At 74.9% G+C, this 21,988-nt stretch carries 10 protein-coding genes and 1 pseudogene (1 of these 11 running past the window's edge); 5 read left to right on the top strand and 6 right to left on the bottom strand.

Annotation, left to right across the window (positions count from 1 at the left end):
* Positions 1 to 81 precede the first annotated feature (81 nt).
* Positions 82 to 801, bottom strand: a complete 720-nt coding sequence (locus IEY78_RS01835) for a response regulator (RefSeq protein WP_189095696.1) — start codon at positions 799 to 801, stop codon at positions 82 to 84.
* Positions 798 to 1,985, bottom strand: a complete 1,188-nt coding sequence (locus IEY78_RS34770) for a sensor histidine kinase (RefSeq protein ID WP_189095695.1) — start codon at positions 1,983 to 1,985, stop codon at positions 798 to 800. Before IEY78_RS34770 ends, IEY78_RS01835 begins: the two co-directional genes overlap by 4 nt.
* Positions 1,986 to 2,193: 208 nt before the next feature.
* Here IEY78_RS34770 and IEY78_RS01825 point away from each other — a divergent pair, with 208 nt between their 5' ends.
* From IEY78_RS01825 to IEY78_RS35280, 3 genes and pseudogenes are all read left to right on the top strand, one after another.
* Complete coding sequence (locus tag IEY78_RS01825) at positions 2,194 to 3,006, top strand: ABC transporter ATP-binding protein (protein WP_229699628.1); 813 nt, start codon at positions 2,194 to 2,196, stop codon at positions 3,004 to 3,006.
* Positions 3,003 to 3,722, top strand: coding sequence for a hypothetical protein (locus tag IEY78_RS34105; RefSeq protein ID WP_229699627.1), 720 nt, complete (start codon positions 3,003 to 3,005; stop codon positions 3,720 to 3,722). The genes IEY78_RS01825 and IEY78_RS34105 overlap by 4 nt, the downstream gene beginning before the upstream one ends.
* Positions 3,605 to 3,898 (top strand): annotated as a pseudogene (locus IEY78_RS35280) (FtsX-like permease family protein); the annotation flags it as partial. The gene IEY78_RS34105 and the pseudogene IEY78_RS35280, both read left to right, overlap by 118 nt.
* Positions 3,899 to 4,056: 158 nt before the next feature.
* Here IEY78_RS35280 and IEY78_RS34100 read toward each other — a convergent pair.
* Positions 4,057 to 4,689, bottom strand: coding sequence for a hypothetical protein (locus IEY78_RS34100; protein WP_229699626.1), 633 nt, complete (start codon positions 4,687 to 4,689; stop codon positions 4,057 to 4,059).
* 110 nt (positions 4,690 to 4,799) lie between these two features.
* On the opposite strand from IEY78_RS34100, the gene IEY78_RS34095 reads away from it, so the two are divergent.
* Together IEY78_RS34095 and IEY78_RS01815 are read left to right on the top strand one after the other, a co-directional pair.
* Entirely contained in the window at positions 4,800 to 5,012 is a 213-nt protein-coding gene (locus tag IEY78_RS34095) for a hypothetical protein (RefSeq protein ID WP_229699625.1), read from the top strand.
* A gap of 72 nt (positions 5,013 to 5,084) precedes the next feature.
* On the top strand, positions 5,085 to 6,089 hold the full coding sequence (locus tag IEY78_RS01815) for a YdcF family protein (RefSeq protein ID WP_189095694.1): 1,005 nt from the start codon (positions 5,085 to 5,087) through the stop codon (positions 6,087 to 6,089).
* A gap of 196 nt (positions 6,090 to 6,285) precedes the next feature.
* On the opposite strand, the gene IEY78_RS01810 is transcribed toward IEY78_RS01815, so the two are convergent.
* From IEY78_RS01810 to IEY78_RS01800, 3 genes are all read right to left on the bottom strand, one after another.
* Positions 6,286 to 7,002, bottom strand: coding sequence for a peptidylprolyl isomerase (locus IEY78_RS01810; protein WP_229699624.1), 717 nt, complete (start codon positions 7,000 to 7,002; stop codon positions 6,286 to 6,288).
* A gap of 272 nt (positions 7,003 to 7,274) precedes the next feature.
* A complete protein-coding gene (locus IEY78_RS01805) occupies positions 7,275 to 16,604 on the bottom strand; it encodes a type I polyketide synthase (protein WP_189095692.1) in 9,330 nt (3,109 codons plus the stop codon).
* On the bottom strand, positions 16,601 to 21,988 hold the 3' portion of the coding sequence (locus IEY78_RS01800; protein WP_189095691.1) for an SDR family NAD(P)-dependent oxidoreductase. It continues 1,587 nt past the right edge of the window; only the last 5,388 of its 6,975 coding nucleotides appear in the window; its start codon lies off the right edge, out of view — the gene reads right to left on this strand; the stop codon is at positions 16,601 to 16,603. Before IEY78_RS01800 ends, IEY78_RS01805 begins: the two co-directional genes overlap by 4 nt.

The following is a 21,988-nucleotide window of genomic DNA, read 5'->3' as shown; positions in this document are numbered from 1 at the left end:
CCCGTGGAATGGGGGCACCGCTTCGGCCCGCAGGCCGATCGGGGCCGCCATGGGTCGGCCCGGAGGCCGATCCCGCGAGGATCAGGCCGGCGGGCCCTGGCGTTCGCGTACTGTGCCGGTATCCCAGGCCCAGGCGGCGATCTCGACGCGGTTGCGGACACCCAGCTTGTCCTTGACGTTGGCCAGGTGGGTCTTGACGGTGCCCAAGGACAGGTAGAGCTGGTCGCAGATCTCCTGGTTGGTGCGGCCCACCGCGACCAGTCGTACGACGTCGAGTTCCCGCTCGGAGAGCGGATGGGGAGCGGCGGACGCCGGCTGCTGTCCTGCGAGGTGCTCGAGCAGGCGGACGGTGACCGCCGGGGAGATCAGGGCGTCGCCGCGGGCGGCGGACCGTACGGCCTCGATCAGCAGGCTGGAGGCGGCGTCCTTGAGGAGGAAGCCGCAAGCGCCGTTGCGCAGGGCGGCGTAGGCGTAGTCGTCCTGGTCGAAGGTGGTCACCACGACGACGCGCAGGGGGGCGGTGGTGCCGGGGCCGGCCAGGGCGCGGGTGACCTCCAGGCCGTCCAGCTTGGGCATGCGGATGTCGACGAGGCACACGTCGGGGCGCAGTCGGCGGGCGAGTTCGACGCACGCGGCGCCGTCGGCGGCCTCGCCGATGACCTCCAGGTCGGGCTGGGTGCCCAGGATCAGCCGGAAGCCGGTACGGACCATCTCCTGGTCGTCCGCGATCAGCACCCGCGTCCGGGGCACACTCGCCACACTCGCCTGGCTCACCCCGTTCGCACCACCGGCACCGTTCATGCCGGTGATCCTTCCACAGCCGCCAGGACGGGGAAGGCGGCGCTCACGCACCAGCCCCCGTCCGCTGTCCTGCCGCTGCTCAGCGACCCTTCGACGGCCTCCACCCGCTCGCGCAGGCCCACCAGGCCGAAGCCGCCCCGGCCACCGGTCGGCACGGTGCTGCTCGCGCCCGGCGCCGCGTTGCGCACCTCCACGCGCAGCAGCTCCCCACAGGTGTGCCGGTCCAGGCCGAGGCGGACGACGACATCCGCCCCGTGGGCATGGCGCCGTACGTTGGTCAGCGCCTCCTGCACCACGCGGTGGACGGAGGTCTCCACCTCGGGCGCCAGCCGCACCCCGCGCGCCTCGGGCGTGATGTCCAGCTTCACCTCGGTGCCGTTTCCGGAGAACGCGCCGACCAGGCGGTCCAGCTCGCTCAGCAGCTCGCCCGGGCGTGCGGCCTGGTGGTCGTCCTCGCGCAGCACCCGTACCAGGCGGCGCATGGAGTCCAAGGTCTCCCCGCCGGCCCGTGAGATGCCCTCCAGCAGCGGTTTGACCTGCTCCGGTGAGGTCTCCTGGATCATCAGCGCCGCGTTGGCGTGCACGATGATGCCGGTGACGTGGTGGGCGACGAAGTCGTGCAGATCGCGCGCGAGCTCCAGCCGTTCGTTCTGGCGTACAGCGGTCACGGCCCGGGCCCGGCGGGCGTCCAGCAAGCGCAGATAGCAGCCCAGAGCTGCCGCCCCGCCGACGGCGAAGGTCAGGAGGAAGCAGAACGTCACGGCGTCGGAGCCCCCCGGGCGCAGCGGCAAGACGATCACCGCGACACCCAAGGCGGTCGACAGCGCCACAGCGGCGGCCGGACGCCGCACCCGGTGCGCGGTGCGCACGAGCAGGACCAGCAACGCCACGGTCTCCAGCAGCCCCCACGCGTACGTATACGGAGCGAGGACGAGGTATGCCACGGTGAGCAGCAGCGAACCCAGTGCCGCGGCGCCGGCCCGCGTCCCGGGCCCGGGGCCGCGGTCGGGCCTGATCAGCGCAAGGGCGGTGAGGACGCCGAAGCCCAGCACGAGCGGTCTCAGCGGCCAGCCGCCGAGGTCGGAGACCGCCAGGTCGTACAGCCACAGCAGCACCAGGCCGGTGACGAGCGTGCCGATCATCAGCCGTCGTAGGGCCGGGGGGAGCGGAGTATCGGATTCCACACTGTGCAGCCTAGAGACCTGCGGCTGAGGAGGGGGTCGGCCCGCAGGCCGATCCGACCGGTCCGTACCAGCCCGGTGGCCGAGGACAGGCGCGGCGCCACGGCGGGATCGTCGAGACCATGCAGATCCTCACTGTTCCCGGCCGCGTCCGGTCAGCCCCCGCTGGGCTCGGTTTCGTCCTGTGCGCCCTCCTCACCACGGAGGCGGCATGATGACCTCGCGCGCTACGGCCGCCACGGCCCCCGTTCTGAGGGGGACCGGCCTGACGAAGTCCTTCGGCCTGACCCGCGCGCTGGCCGGCGTCGACGTGTCCGTCCCGGCGGGCGAGTCGCTGGCGGTCATGGGCCCGTCCGGGTCGGGCAAGTCCACCCTGCTGCACTGCCTGGCCGGCATCGAACGGCCCGACGAGGGTCAAGTCCTGCTGGCCGGCGCACGCGTGGACCATCTGGGCGAGCCGGAGCGCAGCGAACTTCGCCGCACCCACTTCGGATTCGTCTTCCAGTCCGGCCAGCTGCTGCCGGAGCTGCCCGCCGACGAGAACGTGGCGCTGCCTTTGATGCTCGGCGGGATGCCGCGCCGCCAGGCGGTCCGCAAGGCGCGGGAGTGGTTCCCGGTCCTGGGCCTTGCGGGTAAGGAGGGGCGGCGGCCCGGGGAGCTGTCCGGCGGGCAGGCGCAGCGGGTGGCGATCGCGCGGGCGCTGGTCGGCGGCCCGCAGGTGATCTTCGCCGACGAGCCCACGGGAGCGCTGGACCAGGCCACCGGCACGGAGGTGATCGGCCTGCTGGTCGAGGTCACCCGCCGCCAGGGCGCCGCGCTCGTCGTGGTCACCCACGACGTGAACGTGGCGCGCTGGTGCGACCGCACTGTCGAGGTCCGCGACGGGCGCCTGACCGAGAACGGCCGGGCACCGGCCCACGCCACCAGGGCATTCACCCACGCCGCCGAGGACGCGTCCGCTGCCGCCTCGCGCGAGCCCCGCACCGGGTTCGGCCACGACGCGGGCGCGAGGTACGACCGATGAGGGCACTTGATGGCACCACATGGACCCTGACCTGGCGGCTGACCCGCGCCGGAGGGCGGATGGGGCTGCTCGCCACCGGGCTGGCCGTCGCCGCGGCCGCGGTGAGCACCGCACTGCTGCTCCTCTGCGTGGCCGCCAACCTCGGCTTCCAGCAGCGCGCCGACCGCACCGACTGGCGCAGCCCCGTGAAGTCCGCCGCCCCCGTCGCGACCGAGGCCGTCGGCATGACCTTCAGCGGCGGAATCCCGGTCACCGTCGTCGATGTCGCCGAGCTCCCCGGCAAGAAGGCCCCTGCCCCGCCCGGCATGCCCCGTTTCCCAAAGCCGGGTGAGGTGTGGGTGTCCCCGGCCCTCGCCGGCCGGCTCGGCCACCTGCCCTCCGACCAACGCCCCGTCGCCGGCACACCGACGGAACCCTGGGCCGCGCGGCCCTGGCCCACCCCGGTGAACTGGTCGCAGTCGTCGGCCACAAGCCGACCAACCGTGCCGTCACCGTCCCGCGCGAGGCGGACCCGCGCCGCCCCGGCGACACCGTCACCCCCACCCGCGTCGCCGACTTCACGGGACGGCCCATGGCAGGCGGAATCGGCGAGGAGTACGTGGGCCTGGCCAAGATCGCCACCATTCTCGTCGTCGTACCGCTGCTGGTCCTGGGCGCCTCCTCGGCCCGTCTTTCGGTCTCCCGCCGCGACCAACGTCTGGCCGCACTGCGGCTGATCGGCGCGAGTCCCGGCCGGATCGCGGGGATCACCGCTGCCGAGGCCGTCCTCACCGGCACGGCGGGGGCCCTGCTGGGTGCCGCCGCTTACGGCCTGCTGGTGCCGGCCGCCGCCGAGGTGAGCGTGGCGGGCGGCAACTGGTACACCGCCGACTTGTGGACCGGAGTGCCGGTGCTGCTCGCCGCACTCGCCGCAGTGGTCGCCATGGTCGTCGTCAGCGCGCTCGTCGGACTGCGGCAGGTCGTGGTCGGCCCGCTGGGTGTGGCGCGCCGCTCGCAGGCGCCCAGGATGAGCTTCCTGCGGGCACTCGCGTTCGTCGGGGTGATCCTCGGCTACGCATGGTTCACCGACGAGAAGAAGGACGACACCAACGGCGTCCTGGTGGTGTTCGCCATCGTCTTCCTCGCCCTGTCCCTGATCGGCCCCTGGGCGGTCGGCGTCCTCGGCCGGATCGTCACCGCGAAGGCACGGCGCCCGGCGACCCTGCTGGCCGGACGCCGCCTGCTGGACGACCCCAAGGGCGGCTGGCGCACGGTCTCCGGGCTCACCCTCGCCGGATTCGTGGCCGGATTCTTCGCCCTCTTCAGCATCAGCGGCGTCTCCGTCTGGGGTAGCCCCGACACCCTTGCGGTGGCCGTGCCCAAGAGCCGGGTGGCCATGGTCCAGCAGGAGGCACGGTCACGATTGGAACGCGCCGGTGTCGCCGCCACCGTCGGCAGCGACACCGACTGGGTCGCCGTGGGCGGCGGCGAGAACAGCGCCCAGGTCACCGTCAGCATGCGCGGCGGCACCGAGAACCTGGACCGCGCCCGCACCGCCCTGACGTCACTCGTGCCCGGCCAGTACGCGGTCACCGGCACCGACGTCAACTGGTCCCGCAAGCTGTTCGCGAAGGACTTCTCCAATGCCACCCGGGTCGTCCTCGGCGTCGCGTTCGTCACCGCCATCGCCTCGGCCGGGATCACCGCGGCCTCCTCGGTCCTGGACCGCTGCCGCAGCTACGGCCTGCTCCGGCTCGCCGGGCACCCCGCTGGAGGTCCTGAACGCGGCCCGCCGCGCGGAAACCCTCATCCCGGTGGCCGTGCTGGCCGGCGGCGCCGTCCTGACCGGCATCTTCTGCGCCGCCCCGCTCACCCTGGGCGGCGGCTCCTCCTCCCTCGACGCGAGCAGCTTCGCCCTGCTCGCCGCGTGCTGCGGTCTCGGCGTCACAGGACTGCTCGCGGCGAGCGCGCTCAGCCGACCGCTGCTGCGATCGGTCACGACACGGACCGGCCCACGCCCCGAGTGACCGGTAACCTCCGGGTGCCCCGCACCGAACCCGGTCAACCACTCCACCGATCAAGGAAACTGAGACGAACCCATGGCGTCGCTCGTGTTCGCGGTCCCCGCCGGACTGTCCTTCCTCCTCTTCCTCTCCCGGGTACGACGCGACCCTCGACGCTTCAGCAACGCCGTCCTCCTCGGACTGACCCTCGTCCTCGTGACCGTGGCCCTGCTCGCCCAGGTCGCGGACGGCAGCGCACCCGCGCCGCTCGTCGTGGCGGTGACCCTCACCCTCCTGCTCCTCGCCCTGAGCGTCCTCGTCCTCGCGTTCTTCCTGATCGCGAACGGGGTCCAGATGATCCGCAAGGAGGGCCCACGCCCCGCCAACCTTCTCTCGGGCCTGGCGGGGGTGAGCATCCTCGGCGTGTTCGCACTCGCCCTGACCGCCTACCACACCAACTCCGCGCCGCTGCAACGCGTCGCGGGCGCGGTGCTGCTGGTGAGCGGATACGTCTCCTATCTCTTCGTCTCGTTCCTCGTCTACGCCTTCTTCTACGCGCGACTGACACTCCGTCAGGACGTGGACTACGTGGTCATCCTCGGCTCCGGTCTGATCGGCGGATCCCGGGTGCCGCCCCTGTTGGCGAGCAGACTGGACCGGGCCCGAGCGGTATACGAGAGGCAGGCCGCGCGGGGAACACCGCCGGTACTGATCACCTCCGGCGGCCAGGGCCCCGACGAAGACATACCCGAGGCCGACGCAATGGCCGCATACCTCATCGCCCACGGCGCTCCCGAGGGCCATGTCCTACGGGAAGACCGTTCGCGCAGCACAGAGGAGAACCTGCGCTTCAGCTCGGCGATCATGCAGGAACGCAATCCGGAATACCGCTTCGTGGCCGTCACCAACAACTTCCACGTCTTCCGAGCCGCCCTCACCGCACGCCGCACCGGCATCGACGGCCACGTCATCGGCTCTCCTACCGCCGCCTACTTCTGGCCCACCGCGACGATCCGCGAGTTCACCGCGATCTTTCTGCACCACAAGAAGATCAACCTCGGGGTGTGCACCCTGCTCACCCTGTTCAGCACGCTCCTCTGAGATCACCTGCGGACACGCCTGGCGCGTCTCCCCCGCCAGCGGGAGCGGGAGCCTGCGGTTCAGCCGCAGGCGACAACGGGGAATGCCCGAGCCCGGGCCGTCGAGCGCGAGACGCATCCGAGGTCTCGTGGTCAGCGGAGGGTGGAGGCCATCCGCATGACGGCCTCCACCGCCGCGCTGAGCGCGCCGCGATTCGTCAGGGCCGGCAGGGCGGCCGGACGTTGAGCAGTTCGGTTCGCAGCACGGGTGTGCCGTCGACAGGTGCCGGATCCTGCGCGGTGGGCGCGATGCCGCCGGCGGCGACCTTGTCGAGAGTCTTCAGGCCGGCGGTGCCAACCGTGCCGAACACCGTGTAGTTCGGTCGCAGGGCGGAGTCGCCGTAGACGACGAAGAATTGCGAACCGTTCGTGTTCGGACCGGCGTTGGCCATCGCCAGCAAGCCGCGCCCGTAAAGGCGACGGGCGCCGGTCGGATCGCTCGGTGCCGGCGGCAGGTCCACCGGCAGCTCGTCCTTGTACTTGTACCCCGGCCCGCCCTCGCCGGTACTGGTCGGGTCGCCACACTGCAGGACCTTCAGCGTCGGGTACGCCGTCAGCCGATGGCACACCGTGCGGTCGTAGAACCGGTGCCGCGCCAGGTGTAGGAAGCTCTGGACCGTGCACGGCGCCTTCGCCCGGTTCAGACGTAGCGGGAGCGGGCCCTGGCTGGTCCGGACAGCCATGCCGACCGTGCCGTGACTGGGGGTGTGCCGCGGATCGCGTGGCAGGGGAACCGGCCGCGACGCCGGCTCGTCCGGGGTCTGGGTGTACTGGCAGGGACCGTGCGTGGTGCGCGGCGGGGCATCAGAAGCGGAGGCGGAGGCGGTGGTGCTGCCCCCGGACACGACCAACGCTGCCGCAGCCAATGCGGTCATGAGAGTCCGTCTCATCCTGCACACCCTCCAGAAGATCGCCAGATTTCGGAGCGGTCGCAGTCTAGAGCGCGGCCCGGCGGGCGAGAAGCCGCCCGCCGGCCACATCTGAAGTGGTCGCGACCGCAGGCCACTTCGGAAGCACGGTGCTCGTGGTGCGGCCCCCTGAGTTCGGCAGGGCGTGCCCGGTATCGGAGTCACCCTGCACGTCCTGATCCGCGGGGCGCCGTACTGGGGGATCAGTACGGCGCCCCGCCGGTCCGGACGGCGGCGGCTCAGGCAGGGGGCGCGCTCAGCTGCTCGGTCACGAGGTCGGCCAGCACCTGCGGTGTCGGGCACTCGTAGAGGAGGTCCGCGGGCCACTCCAGGCCGGTCAAGCCGGTCAGGTGGTCGCGCAGTTCGAGGGCGGTGACCGAGGTCAGGCCCATGTCGAAGAACTCTCCCTCGGGGTCGATCTCGGACGCGGACTCGTACCCGAGCACGGCGGCCGCGAGGCCCCGCACACCGCCGAGCACGGCCTCCGCCCACTCCGCTCGGGGGAGTTCCGCGAGGGTGGCCCGGAGGTCGGAGTCCGCATGCCGCGGACCGTCGGGCTGAGGCTCGGACTCGTGCTTTGGCTCGGGCCCGGGCTCCGGCGTGAGGTCCGTCGCCTCTTCCGTAGTCTCTTCCGCCACCGCATCCGTCGCCTCATCCGTCGCCGCTTCCGTAGCCTCCTCGGGCTCCGCTTCCGGCGCGGTCCGTGTCACGTGCGCGGTGTCCAGGAGGCGTACGGCCGTCTCCTCGGTGGACATAGCCCGCCACAGCCCGCTCACCGCAGCCCTCGGGTCGAGGTCGGGGTGGACCGACACGGCGAGCGAGGCGCCCGCTTCCCGCACGGTCTCCCCCACGGACACGACGACCACCAGCGGCGCCGCCACGTCCTCGAAGCCGCTGCCGGCCCGGACGATCGCCGCCGCGAGCCGCACGGTCCCCTCCGCGTCCCCGAACTCCCGGGCGCCGGCCGGGCGGTCGGCACCGCCGGCCACCAGGCAGCGCGCCCCGGACGCGAGCACGGCGTCGACGGTCGCCGCGGTGAGCGCGTCCGCCGGGCCGGCCACCAGGACGTCCCCCTCGGGACGCCACACGCCGGTGCGGTCCAACGGCTCGTAGGTGCGCACGAACAGCCCGTCCGATTCGATCCGCGTCTCCCGGTACCCCTCGGCCACGGCCGCGCACAGGCGGCTGCGCGCGGGCGCGTCGAGCTCCTTCGGGAGGGTCACGGCGTGGTCGCAGGCGGGCACCACGCCGCCGCCTTCGACGAGGGCCCACCGGGGCACCCCCGCCTCGGCGGCCGGTTCGGTCCCGGGCAGGGCCAGCACGAGGTCCGGGCGCTCGCCACCGCCCGAGCGGACCCGGGCTCCGTGCCGGACCAGGGCGCCAGCGACCCCGTCGGCCAGCTCCTCGTCGCCCGTGGAGGGGGCGAGCAGCAGGACGTCGTGGGCGAGTTCGGGGACGGGGCCGTCCGGCACGCGTGTCCACCGCGCCCCCTGGAGGACCGGCGCCGCCGCTCCGGAGCGCAGTCGGCAGAGGGCGTCGAGGACCTGGGCCGGTGTCTCGTCGCCCCGCAGGTTCAGCAGGTCGAGGGCGGCGCCGAGGTCGGCGCTCTCGACGGCCGACCAGAACGGATCGAGCGCGGGCGCCCCCGCCCCCGCATCGGCTGCGGATGCGGATACGGGTACGGGCGCAGGCGCGGGTACGGGCGCGGGTACGGGCGCGGGTACGGGCGCGGGTACGGGCGCGGCCTGCGCCGCCTCGGCCGGCTCGGGCCAGTAACGGCGCTCCTGGAAGGCGTACTTCGGAAGCCGCACCCGGGTGGCCGGCCGCCCGGCGTGGACGGCCGACCAGTCGGCCTCCACTCCGTGGGTGTGCAGGAGCCCCAGCGCCTCGACGGCGGTGCGGACATCGTCGCGGTCGCGGCGCAGCAGCGCGACGGGCCGCACCGGGAGGCCGGACAGGCACGAGTCGGCGGCCGGTGCCAGGACGGTGTCGGGTCCCAGTTCCAGGAAGGCCGTGACTCCGTCGCCGTGGGCCTCGCGGACGGCGTCGAAGAAGCGCACGGAGCCGCGCAGTTGGTCCACCCAGTAGTCGGGGGTGTCCATCGCGTGGGCGGTGCGGACGGTGGAGACGATGGGGATTCCGGGCCGTCCGAAGCGGACCTCGGCGGCGGCATCCCGGAACTCGGCGAGCGCCGGGTCCACGCGGGGCGAGTGGAAGGCGACATCCACGCGCAGCCGGCGCGTACGGTGCCCGCGCTCCGAGAGTTCCCGGGCCGCGGACAGGACCTCCTCCTCGTCCCCGGACAGGACGACCGACCGGGGGCCGTTGACGGCGGCGATGCCCACGTGGTCGGCGCGGCCCTCCAGGACGGCGAGGACTTCCTCCTCCGTCGCCCGTACGGCCACCATGGCTCCCCCGGCCGGCAGTTGGCCGAGGACCCGGCCGCGGGCGGCGACGAGGGCGGCGGCGTCGGCGAGGGGCAGCAGGCCCGAGACGCAGGCCGCCGAGAGCTCGCCGATGGAGTGCCCGATCAGGGAGTCTGGGGTGACGCCCCAGCTCGACAGCAGCCGGAACTGGGCCACTTGGAGGGCGAAGAGGGCCGGCTGGGTGTACTCGGTGCGGTCCAGCAGGTCCTCCCGTTCGAAGACCGCTTCCCGCAGCGGGGTGTCGAGCCGGAAGTGCGCGGACACCTCGTCGAAGGCCTGCGCGTACACGGGGAAGGTCTCGTACAGGCCCCTGCCCATCGCGGGGAGCTGGCTGCCCTGCCCGGTGAAGAGCAGGGTGAGCCGCTGCCCGGCGGCGCGCACCCGGCGCAGGCCGTCGGCCGTGCCGCCGGACGCCAGAGCCGTGAGGGCGGCGCGCCTGTGCTGTGCGTCGGCGCCGCTCACCATGGCCCGGTGGCGGTGGGCGGCCCGGGTGGTGGACAGGGCCCGCGCCACGGCGGGGAGGTCGGAGGTGTCCGACTCCAGCAGTCGGCGGGCCTGGCCGCGCAGGGCCTGCTCGGAGCGTGCCGACAGCAGCCAGGGCACTCCGTCCAGGGCCGGCAGCGGCTCCGGGGGCTCTTCGGGGTCCGGTGCCTGCTCGATCAGGACGTGCACGTTGGTGCCGCTGATGCCGAAGGAGGAGACTCCCATGCGCCGCGGCCCGGTCCCCTCGGGCCACGGCTGCGCCCGGTCGAGCAGAGCGATATCGCCGGCGGTCCAGTCGACGTGCGGGGAGGGCTCGTCGATGTGCAGGCTCCGGGGCAGCAGGCCGTTGCGCAGGGACAGCACCGCCTTGATCACTCCCGCGATGCCGGCGGCCGCCTGGACGTGTCCCACGTTGGACTTGAGCGAGCCGAGCAGCAGCGGGGCCGGCCGGTCCTGGCCGTAGACCGCGAGCAGCGCCTGCGCCTCGATGGGGTCGCCGAGGGCCGTGCCGGTGCCGTGCGCCTCGACGGCGGCGACGTCGGCGGGGTGCAGGCCGGCGGCGGCGAGCGCCGCGCGCATCACCTTCTCCTGGGCCGCGCCGTTGGGGGCGGTGAGGCCGTTGCTGGCGCCGTCGGAGTTGAGGGCGCTGCCGCGCAGTACGGCCAGCACCTCGTGGCCCAGGGCGCGGGCCCGGGAGAGGCGCTCGACGAGCACCACTCCGGCGCCCTCGCCGAGTGCGGTGCCGTCGGCCGCGGCGGCGAAGGGCTTGCAGCGTCCGTCGGCGGCCAGTCCGCGCTGGCGGCTGAACTCGACGAAGGGCACCGGTGTGGAGAGCACGGTGACTCCGCCGGCGAGCGCGAGGTCGCACTCCCCCGCCCGTACCGCCTGCGCGGCGAGGTGCAGGGCGGTCAGCGAGGAGGAGCAGGCCGTGTCGACGGTGACGGTCGGGCCTTCCAGGCCGTAGGTGTAGGCGACCCGTCCGGAGAGGACTCCCCCGCCGACGCCCGGGGCGAGGAAGCCCTCGGCGGCGGCGTTCTCCAGGAGGCGGCCGTAGTCCTGGTACATGGCGCCCACGAACACGCCGGTGCGGCTGCCGCGCAGCGAGGCGGGGTCGATGCCGGCGTCCTCGCAGGCCTCCCAGACGGTTTCCAGCAGGATCCGCTGCTGCGGGTCCATGGCGACGGCCTCGCGGGGCGCGACCCCGAAGAAGGCGGCGTCGAACGCCGTCGCGTCGGCCATGAAGCCGCCGTGCCGGGTGTAGGTGGTGCCGGGGGCGGCCGGGTCGGGGTCGTGGAGGCGCTCCAGGGGCCAGCCCCGGTCGTCGGGGAACGGGCCGATGCCGTCGCGTTCGTGGACCAGCATCTCCCAGAGGTCGTCGGGTGTGCGGACGCCGCCGGGGAGCCGGCAGCCGAGGCCGACGAGGACGACGGGGTCGTCCGCGGCGGCGGCCGCGGCGCGGGTCGCGGGAGCGGCCTCCGGGGTGGTGCCCGCGAGGAGTTCGTCCAGGTGGCGGGCGACCGCCGCCGGATTGGGGTGGCTGAACACGAGGGTGGCCGGGAGGCGCAGGCCCGTGCCTGCGGCGAGGCGGTTGCGCAGTTCGACGGCGGCGAGCGAGCCGAAGCCGGCGTCCTTGAAGGCCCGGCCGGGGTCGACCGCCTCCGGCGAGGCATGTCCGAGGACGGCGGCGGTGTGTCCGACGACCAGGTCGAGCAGGGCGCGCAGGCGCTCGGGGCCGGTCTTCCCGGCGAGGCGGGCGGCCAGTTCGGAGACGGCGGCGCCGCCCCCGGTGGCGGCGCCGCGGCGTGCGGGTTTCCCGGACAGGTCGCGCAGCGGTGCGGGGACGTCCTCTCCCTGGGCCCGCAGGGCGCCGGGGTCGAGCCGGATCGGGGCGAGCACCGGCTCGTCCGAGGCCAGGGCGGCGTCCAGGGCGGCGAGGGCGTCCGCGGTCGGCAGCGGCCGGAAGCCGGAGCGGCCCAGGCGGTCCCGGTCGACGCCGTCGGTCATGCCGCTGGTGGCGTCCCACAGGCCCCAGGCCAGGGAGATCCCGGGCAGGCCCGCGGCGTGGCGGCGGCGGGCCAGGGCGTCGAGGCCGGCGTTGGCGGCGGCGTAGTTGGCCTGGCCGAGGCCGCCGAGGATGCCCACGGCCGAGGAGAACTGCACCAGGCGTGCCTGGGGCAGCAGTTCGTGGAGGTGGAGCGCGGCGTCGAGCTTCGCTCCGAGCACGCGGTCGAGGCGCTCGGGGGTCAGGCCGGTCACCAAGCCGTCGTCGAGGACGCCCGCGGCGTGGACGACGGTCGTGAAGGAATCCCCGCCGGCCAGGACCGCGAGAGCGGCACGGTCGGTGACGTCGCAGGCGACGGCACGGACCTGCGCCCCGGCACCGGCCAGCTCCTCCGTGAGGGCGGCCATGCCGGGGGCGTCGGCGCCGCGTCGGCCGGCCAGCACCAGGTCGCGTACGCCGTGTGCGTGGACGAGGTGCCGGGCGACGAGCTGCCCCAGGGTGCCGGAGGCGCCGGTCACCAGGGTCCTGCCGAGCTCGCCGGTCCCCGCCGGAGCGGGGAGCGCACGTGACAGCCGGGTCACGGTCGCGGTCCCGGACGCCAGCGTGAGCTGGGGCTCGTCCGCGGCGAGGGCGGCGGGGATCGCGGCGAGGGTGGCCGCGTCGAGATCGGCCAGGTCCAGCACCCGGAAGCTGCCGGGGTGTTCGAGCTGGGCGGACCGTACGAGACCCGCGACGGCGGCTTCCGCCACGTCGTGGTGGACCCGGCGGGTGACGAGGACGAGCGTGGAATCCGTGCGGCTCTCGTCCGCCAGCCAGTCCTGGAGGAGGGTGAGCGCGCGGCGCACGGCCTCGCCGGGGTCGCCTGCCGGGGTCGGCACCAGGACGTGGGGCGCGGGGTCCTGGGTGGGCTGCTTCCCCAACTGCCGGGCGAGTTCCGGGTCCGGTACGGCGTAGTCCTCGTGCGCGCCGCCGGGCAGGGCCCGGGTCACCCGGTCGGGGCGCAGCAGGTCGCCCCGGTCGGGGCGGCCGAGAGCGCCCGCCGGAAGCTCGCGGAGCACGAGGGTGTCGACCGAGGCGACGGGTGCCCCGGTGGTGTCGGTGAGGGTGAGGCGGACGGCGTCGGGGCCCGCGGCGGACAGGGTCACGCGCACGGTGTCGGCGCCCGCGGCGTGGAGGCGCAGGCCCTGCCATTCGAAGGGCAGTGCCGGGCGGCCCCCTGCTGCGGTGAGGAACCCGCCGAGGGCGACGGGGTGCAGGCACGCGTCGAGCAGGGCCGGGTGGAGGGTGAACGCGCCGGCCTGGTCGGCGTCGGGCAGTGCCACCTCGGCGTGGAGGTCCCCGTCGCGTCCCCGCCACAGTGCCCGCAGGCCGCGGAAGGCCGGGCCGTAGCTCAGGCCGGCGTCCTCCAGGGTCGCGTAGAGGGCTTCGACGTCCTGGGGTTCGGCGCCGGCCGGCGGCCACGCGGTGGTGGCGGCCACCGGTTCGGCGGCGTCGGGCACAAGGACGCCGGTGGCGTGCGTGGTCCAGTGCCCCGCCCCGGTGCGGGTGTGCAGGAGCAGTCCGCGCGAGCCGTCCTCGGCCGGGGCCGTGAGGTCCACGCGCAGCCGGATGTCGCCCTCGTCGGGGAGGACGACCGGGGTGAGCAGGGTGAGCTGGTCGACGGCGGCGCAGCCGGCCTCGTCCGCCGCCCGGGAGGCGAGCTCCGCGAGGGCCGCGCCCGGCAGGACCACCTGTCCTTCGACGGTGTGGTCGGCGAGCCAGGGCTGGGCGGCCAGGCCGAGCCGGCCGGTGAGCACCAGGCCCTCGGCGGCGGGCAGGGCGGCGCGCAGGACGGGGTGGTCGACCTCGTCGAGGCCCAGGGCGCCCGCGCCGCCGGTGCCGGTGCCGGGGCTCAGCCAGTACGGCTCGGTGAGGAAGGTGGTGGTGGGCAGGTCGATCCGGCGGGCTTCGGGCCAGAGCGCGGACCAGTCGGGGCGTACGCCCGTCACGTGCAACTGGGCGAGGGCGTGCAGCAGTTGTTCGGGGCCGCCTTCGTCGCGGCGCAGGGTGTGGACGACGGAGGTGTCGGTGCCGAGCGCGTCGACGGTCTCCTGTGCGGCGGTCGTGACCACCGGGTGGGGGCTGACCTCCAGCAGGGTGGTGCAGTCGCGCCGGACGAGGGCGGTGACGGCCTCGTCGAAGCGGACGGTCTCGCGCAGGTTCCGGTACCAGTAGTCGGCGTCGAAGGCGTCGGCGGCCTCGATCCAGCGGCCTTCCACGGAGGAGAAGAAGGGGATGTCGGGGGCGAGCGGGCTGACGGGGGCGAGGGCCTCCAGGACCTGTGCGCGGACGCCTTCCACGTGCGCGCTGTGCGAGGCGTAGTCCACGTCGATGCGCCGGGTCCGTACGCCGTCCTCCTCGCAGGCGGCGAGGAGTTCGTCGAGGGCGTCGGTGTCGCCGGAGACGACCACGGAGGCCGCGCCGTTGACGGCGGCCAGCGACAGCCTGCCGTCCCAGCGGCGGAGCCGGTCGCGTGCCTCGTCGGCGGGCAGCGCGAGGGACACCATGCCGCCGCGGCCCGAGAGGGTGGTCAGGGCCCGGCTGCGCAGGGCGACGACCCGGGCGGCATCCTGGAGGGTGAGGGCGCCGGCCACGCAGGCGGCGGCGATCTCGCCCTGGCTGTGTCCGGCGACAGCGGCCGGGCGGACACCGAGGGAGCGCCACACCTCGGCGAGGGCGACCATCACGGCGAACAGGGCGGGCTGGACGACGTCGACCCGGTCCAGGTCCTGTTCGCCGCGCAGAACGGCGGTCAGCTCGAAGTCCACGTAGGGGGCCAGGGCGCTCTCGCACTGGGCTATCCGCTCCCGGAACACCGCGTTGGTGTCCAGCAGGCGCACGGCCATGTCCCGCCACTGCGAACCCTGGCCGGGGAAGAGGAAGGCCACGCCGCCGCTCGGCCCGGTGGTCCCTTCGACAACGGCGGGCGAGGGCCGGCCGGCGGCCAGGTCGTCCAGTGCGGCGAGGAGTTCGGCCCGGTCGCCGCCGAGGACGACCGCGCGGTGCTCATGGGAGGCGCGGGTGGTGGCCAGGGAGAGGGCCACGTCCTCGGGGCGCGGTTCCTGCGGGTGCCCGGTCAGGAAGGCGGTGAGGGTGGCGGCTTGGGCGCGCAGTGCGGCGTCGGAGCGGGCGGACAGGGTCCAGGCCAGGGGTCCGGGCCCGGCGGGCGGCGCCACGGGGGTCTCGGCGCTTTCGGGGGTTTCGGCGCCCGCCACGTCCGCCGGCCGCTCGGCGTCGGGCCGCTCGGCGTCCGGCCGTTCGGCGGTCCGGTCGTCCACCGGCAGCGGGGGTTCCTCCAGGATCACGTGGGCGTTGGTGCCGCTGACCCCGAAGGAGGACACGGCAGCCCGGCGGGGTTCCGTACCGGCGGGCCAGGGGGCGTCCTCGGTAAGGAGTTCCACGCCGCCCGCCGACCAGTCCACGTACGGGGTCGGGGCGTCGAGGTGCAGGGTCCGGGGCAGTACCCCGTGCCGCATGGCCATGACCGTCTTGACGATCCCGGCGATGCCCGCGGCGGCCTGGGTGTGCCCGATGTTGGACTTGACCGATCCCAGGCGCAGCGCCCGGGTGCGCTCCTTCCCGTAGGCGGCGAGCACGGCTTGGGCCTCCACCGGGTCGCCCAGGGGGGTGCCGGTGCCGTGCGCCTCCACCGCGTCGACCTGCTGGGGCGTCAGTCCGGCGTCGACGAGGGCCTCGCGGATGACGCGCTGCTGGGCGGGGCCGTTGGGTGCGGTGAGGCCGTTGCTGGCACCGTCGGAGTTGACGGCGGTGCCCCGGACCACGGCGAGTACGCGGCGGCCGGCGGCCAGGGCGGTCGCGAGGCGTTCGACGACGATGACGCCGGCGCCCTCGGACCAGGCGGTGCCGTCCGCCCCGGCGGCGAACGGCTTGCAGCGGCCGTCGGGGGCCAGGCCGCGCTGGCGGCTGAACTCCACGAAGGCGGCCGGGGTGGCCATCACCGTGGCCCCTCCCACGAGGGCCATGTCGCACTCGCCCCTGCGCAGGGAGCGGACAGCCAGGTGGAGGGCGACGAGCGACGAGGAGCAGGCGGTGTCCACCATGATGGCGGGGCCGCGCAGGCCCAGCTGGTAGGCGACGCGGCCGGCGACGACGCTGCCGGCGCCCTGGGCGCCCGGATAGTCGTGGTGCATGACGCCGGTGAACACGCCGGTGCGGCTGTCGCGCAGCGAGCTGGGGTCCAGGCCGGCGCGCTCGACGGCCTCCCAGGACATCTGGAGGATCAGCCGCTGCTGCGGGTCGGTGTGGAGCGCCTCCTTGGGCGAGATCCCGAAGAATCCCGCGTCGAACCGGGCGGCGCCGTGCAGGAATCCGCCCTCGCGGACGGTGGTGGTGCCCGGGTGGTCGGGGTCCGGGTGGTGGAGCGTGTCCAGGTCCCAGCCGCGATCGGCGGGGAACGGGGTGATTGCGTCCCGCCCCTCGGCGACGAGCGACCACAGGTCGTCGGGGGACTCGACGCCGCCCGGGTAGTGGCAGGCCATGCCGACGATGGCGACCGGCCCGGCGGATCGCTCCTCCACCTCGCGCAGCCGCTGCCGCGTCGACTGCAGTTCCGCGGTCACCCGGTGCAGGTAGTCGCGGAGCTTGTCCTCGTTGGTCATCGGGAGCGTTCCTCCAGTCCCGGCAGCGGGCTGCCGAGCTCGGCGTCGATCAGGGCGAAGACCTCGTCGTCGGTCGCCGAGGCGAACGCGGTGGCGGGTTCTGTCGCGGTGTGCGGTGTCAGGTGGTCGAGCAGGCCGCGGACGCGATCCGCGGTGCGGTCGCGGGACACGTCGTCCGTGGCCGCCGCGGTGAGGGCAGCGGCCAGGCGGTCGAAGGCCGCGAACAGGGTCGGCAGGTCGGTCGCCCCGGACTCGCCGGTGAACCGCTCGTCGAGGTGGGTGACCAGGTCGGCCGGGGTGGGGTGGTCGAAGACGAGCGTGGCCTCCAGCGACAGGCCGACGGCGGTGCCCAGCCGGTTGCGGAACTCGATGGAGCTCAGCGAGTCGAAGCCGAGTTCCTGGAAGGACCGGTCGGATTCGATCAGGCCGGCGTCCGCGTAGCCGAGGACGGCCGCGGCTTGCCCCCGGACCAGCGCGGACAGCCTGGCGCGCCGCTCGTCGGGACCGAGGCGGGCCAGGCCCGGGTCGGCGGCGGGGGCTGCCGCCGCGGTGCGCACCAGGCTGCGCAGCACGTGCGGTACGACGGCGGCCGGACCGCGCCCGAGCCGCAGGGCGGTGACCGCCGGGTGCGGTCCGGCGAGGGCCGCGTCGAGCAGGGCGAGGGCCGCCCCGGTGGGAAGCGGTTCGATGCCGCCGCGGGCCAGGCGGTCCCGGTCGGCGGCCATGCCCTCGTCGAGCGCCCACGGCCCCCAGGCCACGGACACGGCCCGGCGGCCGGCCGCGGCGCGCTGCCGGGCGAGGGCGTCGAGGAAGGCGTTGGCGGCGGCGTAGTTGCCCTGCCCCGGGCCGCCCAGTACGCCCGCCACGGAGGAGAACAGCACCAGTTCGGCCTCGGGCAGCAGGTCGGCGAGGTGGGCGGCGCCGTCGGTCTTGGGCCGCAGCACCCGCTCCAGACGGTCCGCGTCGAGGGCGGTGACCACTCCGTCGTCCAGGACTCCCGCGGCGTGCACGGCCATGGTCACCCGGCGGCCGGCCAGCAGGGTCAGCAGGGCGGCGCGATCGGCCACGTCGCAGGCGGCCGCCTCGACCCGGGCGTCCAGATCGGCCAACCCGGCCGGGACCCGGCCGCTGCGGCTGACCAGCAGCAGGTCGCGTACGCCGTGCCGCTCGACGAGGTGGCGGACCACCGGTCCGGCGAGGGCGCCGCTCGCACCGGTCACCAGGACGGTGCCGGCCGGGCGCGGTGCGGGCGCCGGTCCAGCGGCCGGTACGCGGACCAGCCGGGCTCCGAGCACCCGGCCGTCGACCAGGCGCAGGTGCGGTTCGTCGGAACCGAGCGCGCGCGGCAGCGGCGCGAGGTCCTCGGCGTCCACGAGGCCGAAGCTGCCCGGGTGTTCGGACTGGGCGGAGCGCACCAGTCCCCAGGCCGCGGCCGTGGCCAGACCGGGGGCGGTGGTGACGAGGACCAGCCGCGCGGAGGCGAACCGGCGGCCGGCGAGCCACTGCTGGAGTAGGCCGAGCACCTCGGTGGTGAGGGCGCGGGCGGCCGCGGCCCCCTCGGCGGCGCCGGACGGGGCGGCCTGGACGGGCAGGACCACCACCGGCGGCACGTCCGTCAGGGCGTCCAGATCCGCGGCCCGCACCAGCCGCGCCCCGGAGGCCGCCAGGGCGGCGCCGATCCCCTCCGGGTCCGGGCCGACGACCGCGTAGCGGGCCCCCGGTGACGGCTCGGGGGTCTCCACGGGCAGCCACTCCACTTGGTGCAGCGGCTCGGCCGGAGCGTCCGCCCGGCGCAGCACCACCGAGTCGACGGAGGCCACGGGCGCGCCCGCGTGGTCCGTGAGGAGGAGCCCGACCGCGTCGGCCCGGTGGTGGACCAGCCGTACCCGGGCTGCGGTCGCTCCCGGGGCGTGGACGCGTACGCCGGACCAGGCGAACGGCAGGTAGGGGCTGTCCCCGTCGAGGGCCGAGGTGAGGGCCACGGTGTGCAGGGCGGCGTCGAGGAGTGCGGGGTGCAGCGCGTGCGCCCCGGGACCGCTGTCGGCGACACCGTCGGGTACGGCGACGTCCGCGAAGGCGGCGTCGGCGGTGCGCCAGGCGCGGCGCAGGCCGCGGAAGGCGGGCCCGTAGCCCGTGAGCGTCTCGTAGAGGCGGGTGACGTCGAGTTCCTCGGCGTCAGCGGGCAGGGCCGGGGACGCCTCGGGCTCCTCGGGTGCGGGGGCGAGGACGCCGGTGACGTGGCTCGTCCAGCCGCCGTCCCCGGTGCGGGCGTGGATCCGGAAGGCCCGCGTGCCGTCGGGCTCGGCGAGGTCCGCGACGAGGCGCAGGTCGGCCTCGCCCGATGCCAGCGGTGTGTGGGTGACGAGTTCGGCGATCCGCGGGCAGTGCAGCCGGGCTCCCGCCCGCAGGGCCAGGTCGATGAAGTACGTCCCGGGTACCAGGACGACGCCGTCCACGGTGTGGTCGGCCAGCCAGGGCTGCTCCGCCGTGGAGAGCCGCTCACTGAACACGTGTCCGTCCGGCAGTTCGACCTCTTCGGCCGCGCCCGGCGAACTCCCGGACGGGGTGCGGGTGGTGGTGACCCAGTGGCGCTCGCGGGCGAAGGGGTAGCCGGGCAGCGAGAGCCGTCGCGGCCGGTCGGGCGCGGGCAGGCTGACCGCGGCGCCCTCGACCCAGCCCCGGGCCAGCTCGTGCAGGTCGTCCCCGTGGACCGGTGCGGCGGAGCGGTGCCTTCGTCCGCGGTACCGGCCGGTGCCGGTGCGCAGCGCGTCGGCGAACTCGGCCGTCGTCGTGGCGACGACGGCGAGCCGCTCGTCGAGGTGGTCGCGTCCGGACCAGAGCGTGAAGGCGAGCGCCGCCGGGTCCACGCCGCCGCCGGTACCGGTGAGGCGGCGCGTCAGCTCGGCCGGGGTCGTCCCCCCGTCGACGTGGAGCCGGACGCCGCACTCCTCCTCGATGCGGCGGGCCAGGCGGGTCAGGCGCGGGTAGTCGAGGCCGAGTTCCGCGAAGGGTTCACCGGGATCGACGGGGAAGCCCACGACCTCGGTGAGGATCCGCTCCAGGGCTTCGGGGCCCGCGCCCCGGCCGGCCCGGTCGAGGTGGGCGAGCATCCGCGCCACGGTCTCGTCGAGCCGGGTGGCGTCCTTCGCCGAGAGCACGAAGAGCTGCGGACGGGCCTCTTCCGGAGCCTGCGGGCCCCGCGCGAGCGGGTGTTCGGCCAGCACCACGTGGGCGTTGGCGCCGCCCGCGCCGAAGGAACTGATCGCCGCGGTGCGCGGCGCGTCCGCGGGCGGGTTCCAGGGTTCCAGGGTGCGCTGCACGCGGAACCGCGAACCCGCCCAGTCCACCGCCGGGTTGAGCGGCTCGGCGTGCAGCGAGGGCGCCAGGGCGCGGTGGCGCATCTGGAGGACGACCTTGGTGAGGGCGGCGATGCCCGCCGCCGACTCCAGGTGGCCGATGTTCGACTTCACGGAGCCGATGGGCCAGGGCCCCCGGCCCGCGCCGACGGCGTCGAAGGCCCGCTCCAGGGCGGTGATCTCGATCGGGTCGCCCAAGCTGGTGCCGGTGCCGTGGGCCTCCAGGTAGCCGAGGTCGGCGGGGTCCACCCCCGCCGCCGTGAGCGAGTCGCGGACCAGGGCGGCCTGCGAGGCCGGGTCGGGCACGGAGAACCCACCGGTGTGACCACCGTGATTGAGGGCCGTACCGCGGATGACGGCGTGGACGTGGTCTCCGTCGCGCAGCGCGTCGCGCAGCGGCCGCAGCAGCACCACGCCGACGCCCTCGCCGGGCACGTAGCCGTCGCCGCCCTCACCGAAGGCCCGGCAGCGGCCGTCGGTGGAGAGGAAGGACGACTGGCTGAGCAGCAGGTACTTGTTGGGGTGGACGTGCAGGTTGACGCCTCCCGCGAGGGCGGCCTCGCACTCGCCCCGCCGGATCGCCTCGACGGCCAGGTGCAGCGCCGTCAGCGAGGAGGAGCACATGGAGTCGAGCGCGATGCTCGGCCCCTTGAGATCGAGGAAGTAGGAGACGCGGTTGGCGATCGAGGCGCTGAACGACGACGGCACCAGACCCGGTTCCGCACGGACGCCGTGCAGTTGGTACTGGTTGTACATCACGCCGGCGAACACCCCGACGGAGCGGCCCCGCCAGGCGGAGGGGGCGTGTCCCGCCTCCTCGAAGGCGTGCCAGGCCTCCTGGAGGAACAGCCGCTCCTGCGGGTCGAGGACGGCGGCCTCATTGGGCGAGATGTGGAAGAAGACGGCGTCGAACTCGTCGATGCCGTCGACGAATCCGCCCCAGCGGCCGTACGAGCGTCCCGGCACACCCTTGGCGTCGCTGTGGATCGCGCGGTGGTCCCAGCGGTCGGCGGGCACCTCGGTGATGCCGTCCCGGCCGTCCTTGAGGTTCTCCCAGAACTCGTCGAGCGTGCGGGCGCCCGGGTAGCGGCCGCTGATGCCCACGACGGCGATCGCGTCGTCCTCGTCACCGGTGCCGTCGCAGGCCGCCGGCTGGGAGGTCGCGGGGGCGGTGACGGCGGTGACGGCCGCCTCCGGAACGGCGGGGACCGCGGCCGCGGGGGCCGCGACGGCAGGGGTGAACCGTTCGGTGATCTCGGCCGCCGAGCCCACGAGCGCCACCAGGTGCGGCCGGCCGCTGCCCGCGGCCCGCAGCATGATGTCCACCGCGGTCGGGGTGTCCATGGCCCGCAGGCCCATCCGGCGCAGCGCGCGGTCGTCGAGCGGCATGCCGCCGTCCGACCAGCCGGGCCACCCGATCGACACGACCCCCGGCTTGCCCTCGGCGAACCGGTCGAGGAAGGCGTTGGCGCAGGCGTAGTCGGCCTGGCCCTGGTTCCCCCAGGCGGCGGCCGTGGACGAGCAGAGCACGAGGAAGTCCAGCCCCAGGTCCCGGGTGGCCTCGTACAGCAGGCGGGTGCCGGTGACCTTGGGCGCCAGCACGGCACGGATGTCCGCGGCGCTCTTGCCCGCGATCAGCCCGTCGCGCAGCACACCGGCGGCGTGCACCACCCCGTCCAGCGCGCCGAACCGGGAGAGCGCCAGGTCGACCACCCTGCGCACGTCCTCGGCGCGGCAGATGTCCGCGCCGACCACCTGCACCTCGGCCCCGAGGGCGGTCAGTTCGGCGCTCAGCGCGGCGGTCCGCGCGCTGTCGCCCGCCGTCCGTCCGCAGAGCACGAGCCGGGCCCGCACGGTCCGCGCCAGGTGCCGGGCGAGGGACAGGCCCACTCCGCCGAGCCCGCCCGTGATCAGGTACACGCCTCGTTCACGCAGCCGGGCCGGCCGGTCCGGGGCCGGGGCGGGCAGGATCTCGCGCACCTGGCGCCTGCCCGCCTCGTAGCGCACCTCCATATCCGGTACGCCCGC

The sequence above is a fragment of the Streptomyces kronopolitis genome (assembly GCF_014646275.1).
Classification (GTDB): domain Bacteria; phylum Actinomycetota; class Actinomycetes; order Streptomycetales; family Streptomycetaceae; genus Streptomyces; species Streptomyces kronopolitis.
This window is presented reverse-complemented; position numbering and strand designations above follow the sequence as displayed.

Bases quoted from the DNA above. Each gene is read 5' to 3' on its own strand.
- IEY78_RS01825 (WP_229699628.1), top strand. From the start codon at position 2,194: ATGATGACCTCGCGCGCTACGGCCGCCACGGCCCCCGTTCTGAGGGGG.
- IEY78_RS01805 (WP_189095692.1), bottom strand. From the start codon at position 16,604: ATGACCAACGAGGACAAGCTCCGCGACTACCTGCACCGGGTGACCGCG.
- IEY78_RS01815 (WP_189095694.1), top strand. From the start codon at position 5,085: ATGGCGTCGCTCGTGTTCGCGGTCCCCGCCGGACTGTCCTTCCTCCTC.
- IEY78_RS01810 (WP_229699624.1), bottom strand. From the start codon at position 7,002: ATGACCGCATTGGCTGCGGCAGCGTTGGTCGTGTCCGGGGGCAGCACC.
- IEY78_RS34105 (WP_229699627.1), top strand. From the start codon at position 3,003: ATGAGGGCACTTGATGGCACCACATGGACCCTGACCTGGCGGCTGACC.
- IEY78_RS01835 (WP_189095696.1), bottom strand. From the start codon at position 801: ATGAACGGTGCCGGTGGTGCGAACGGGGTGAGCCAGGCGAGTGTGGCG.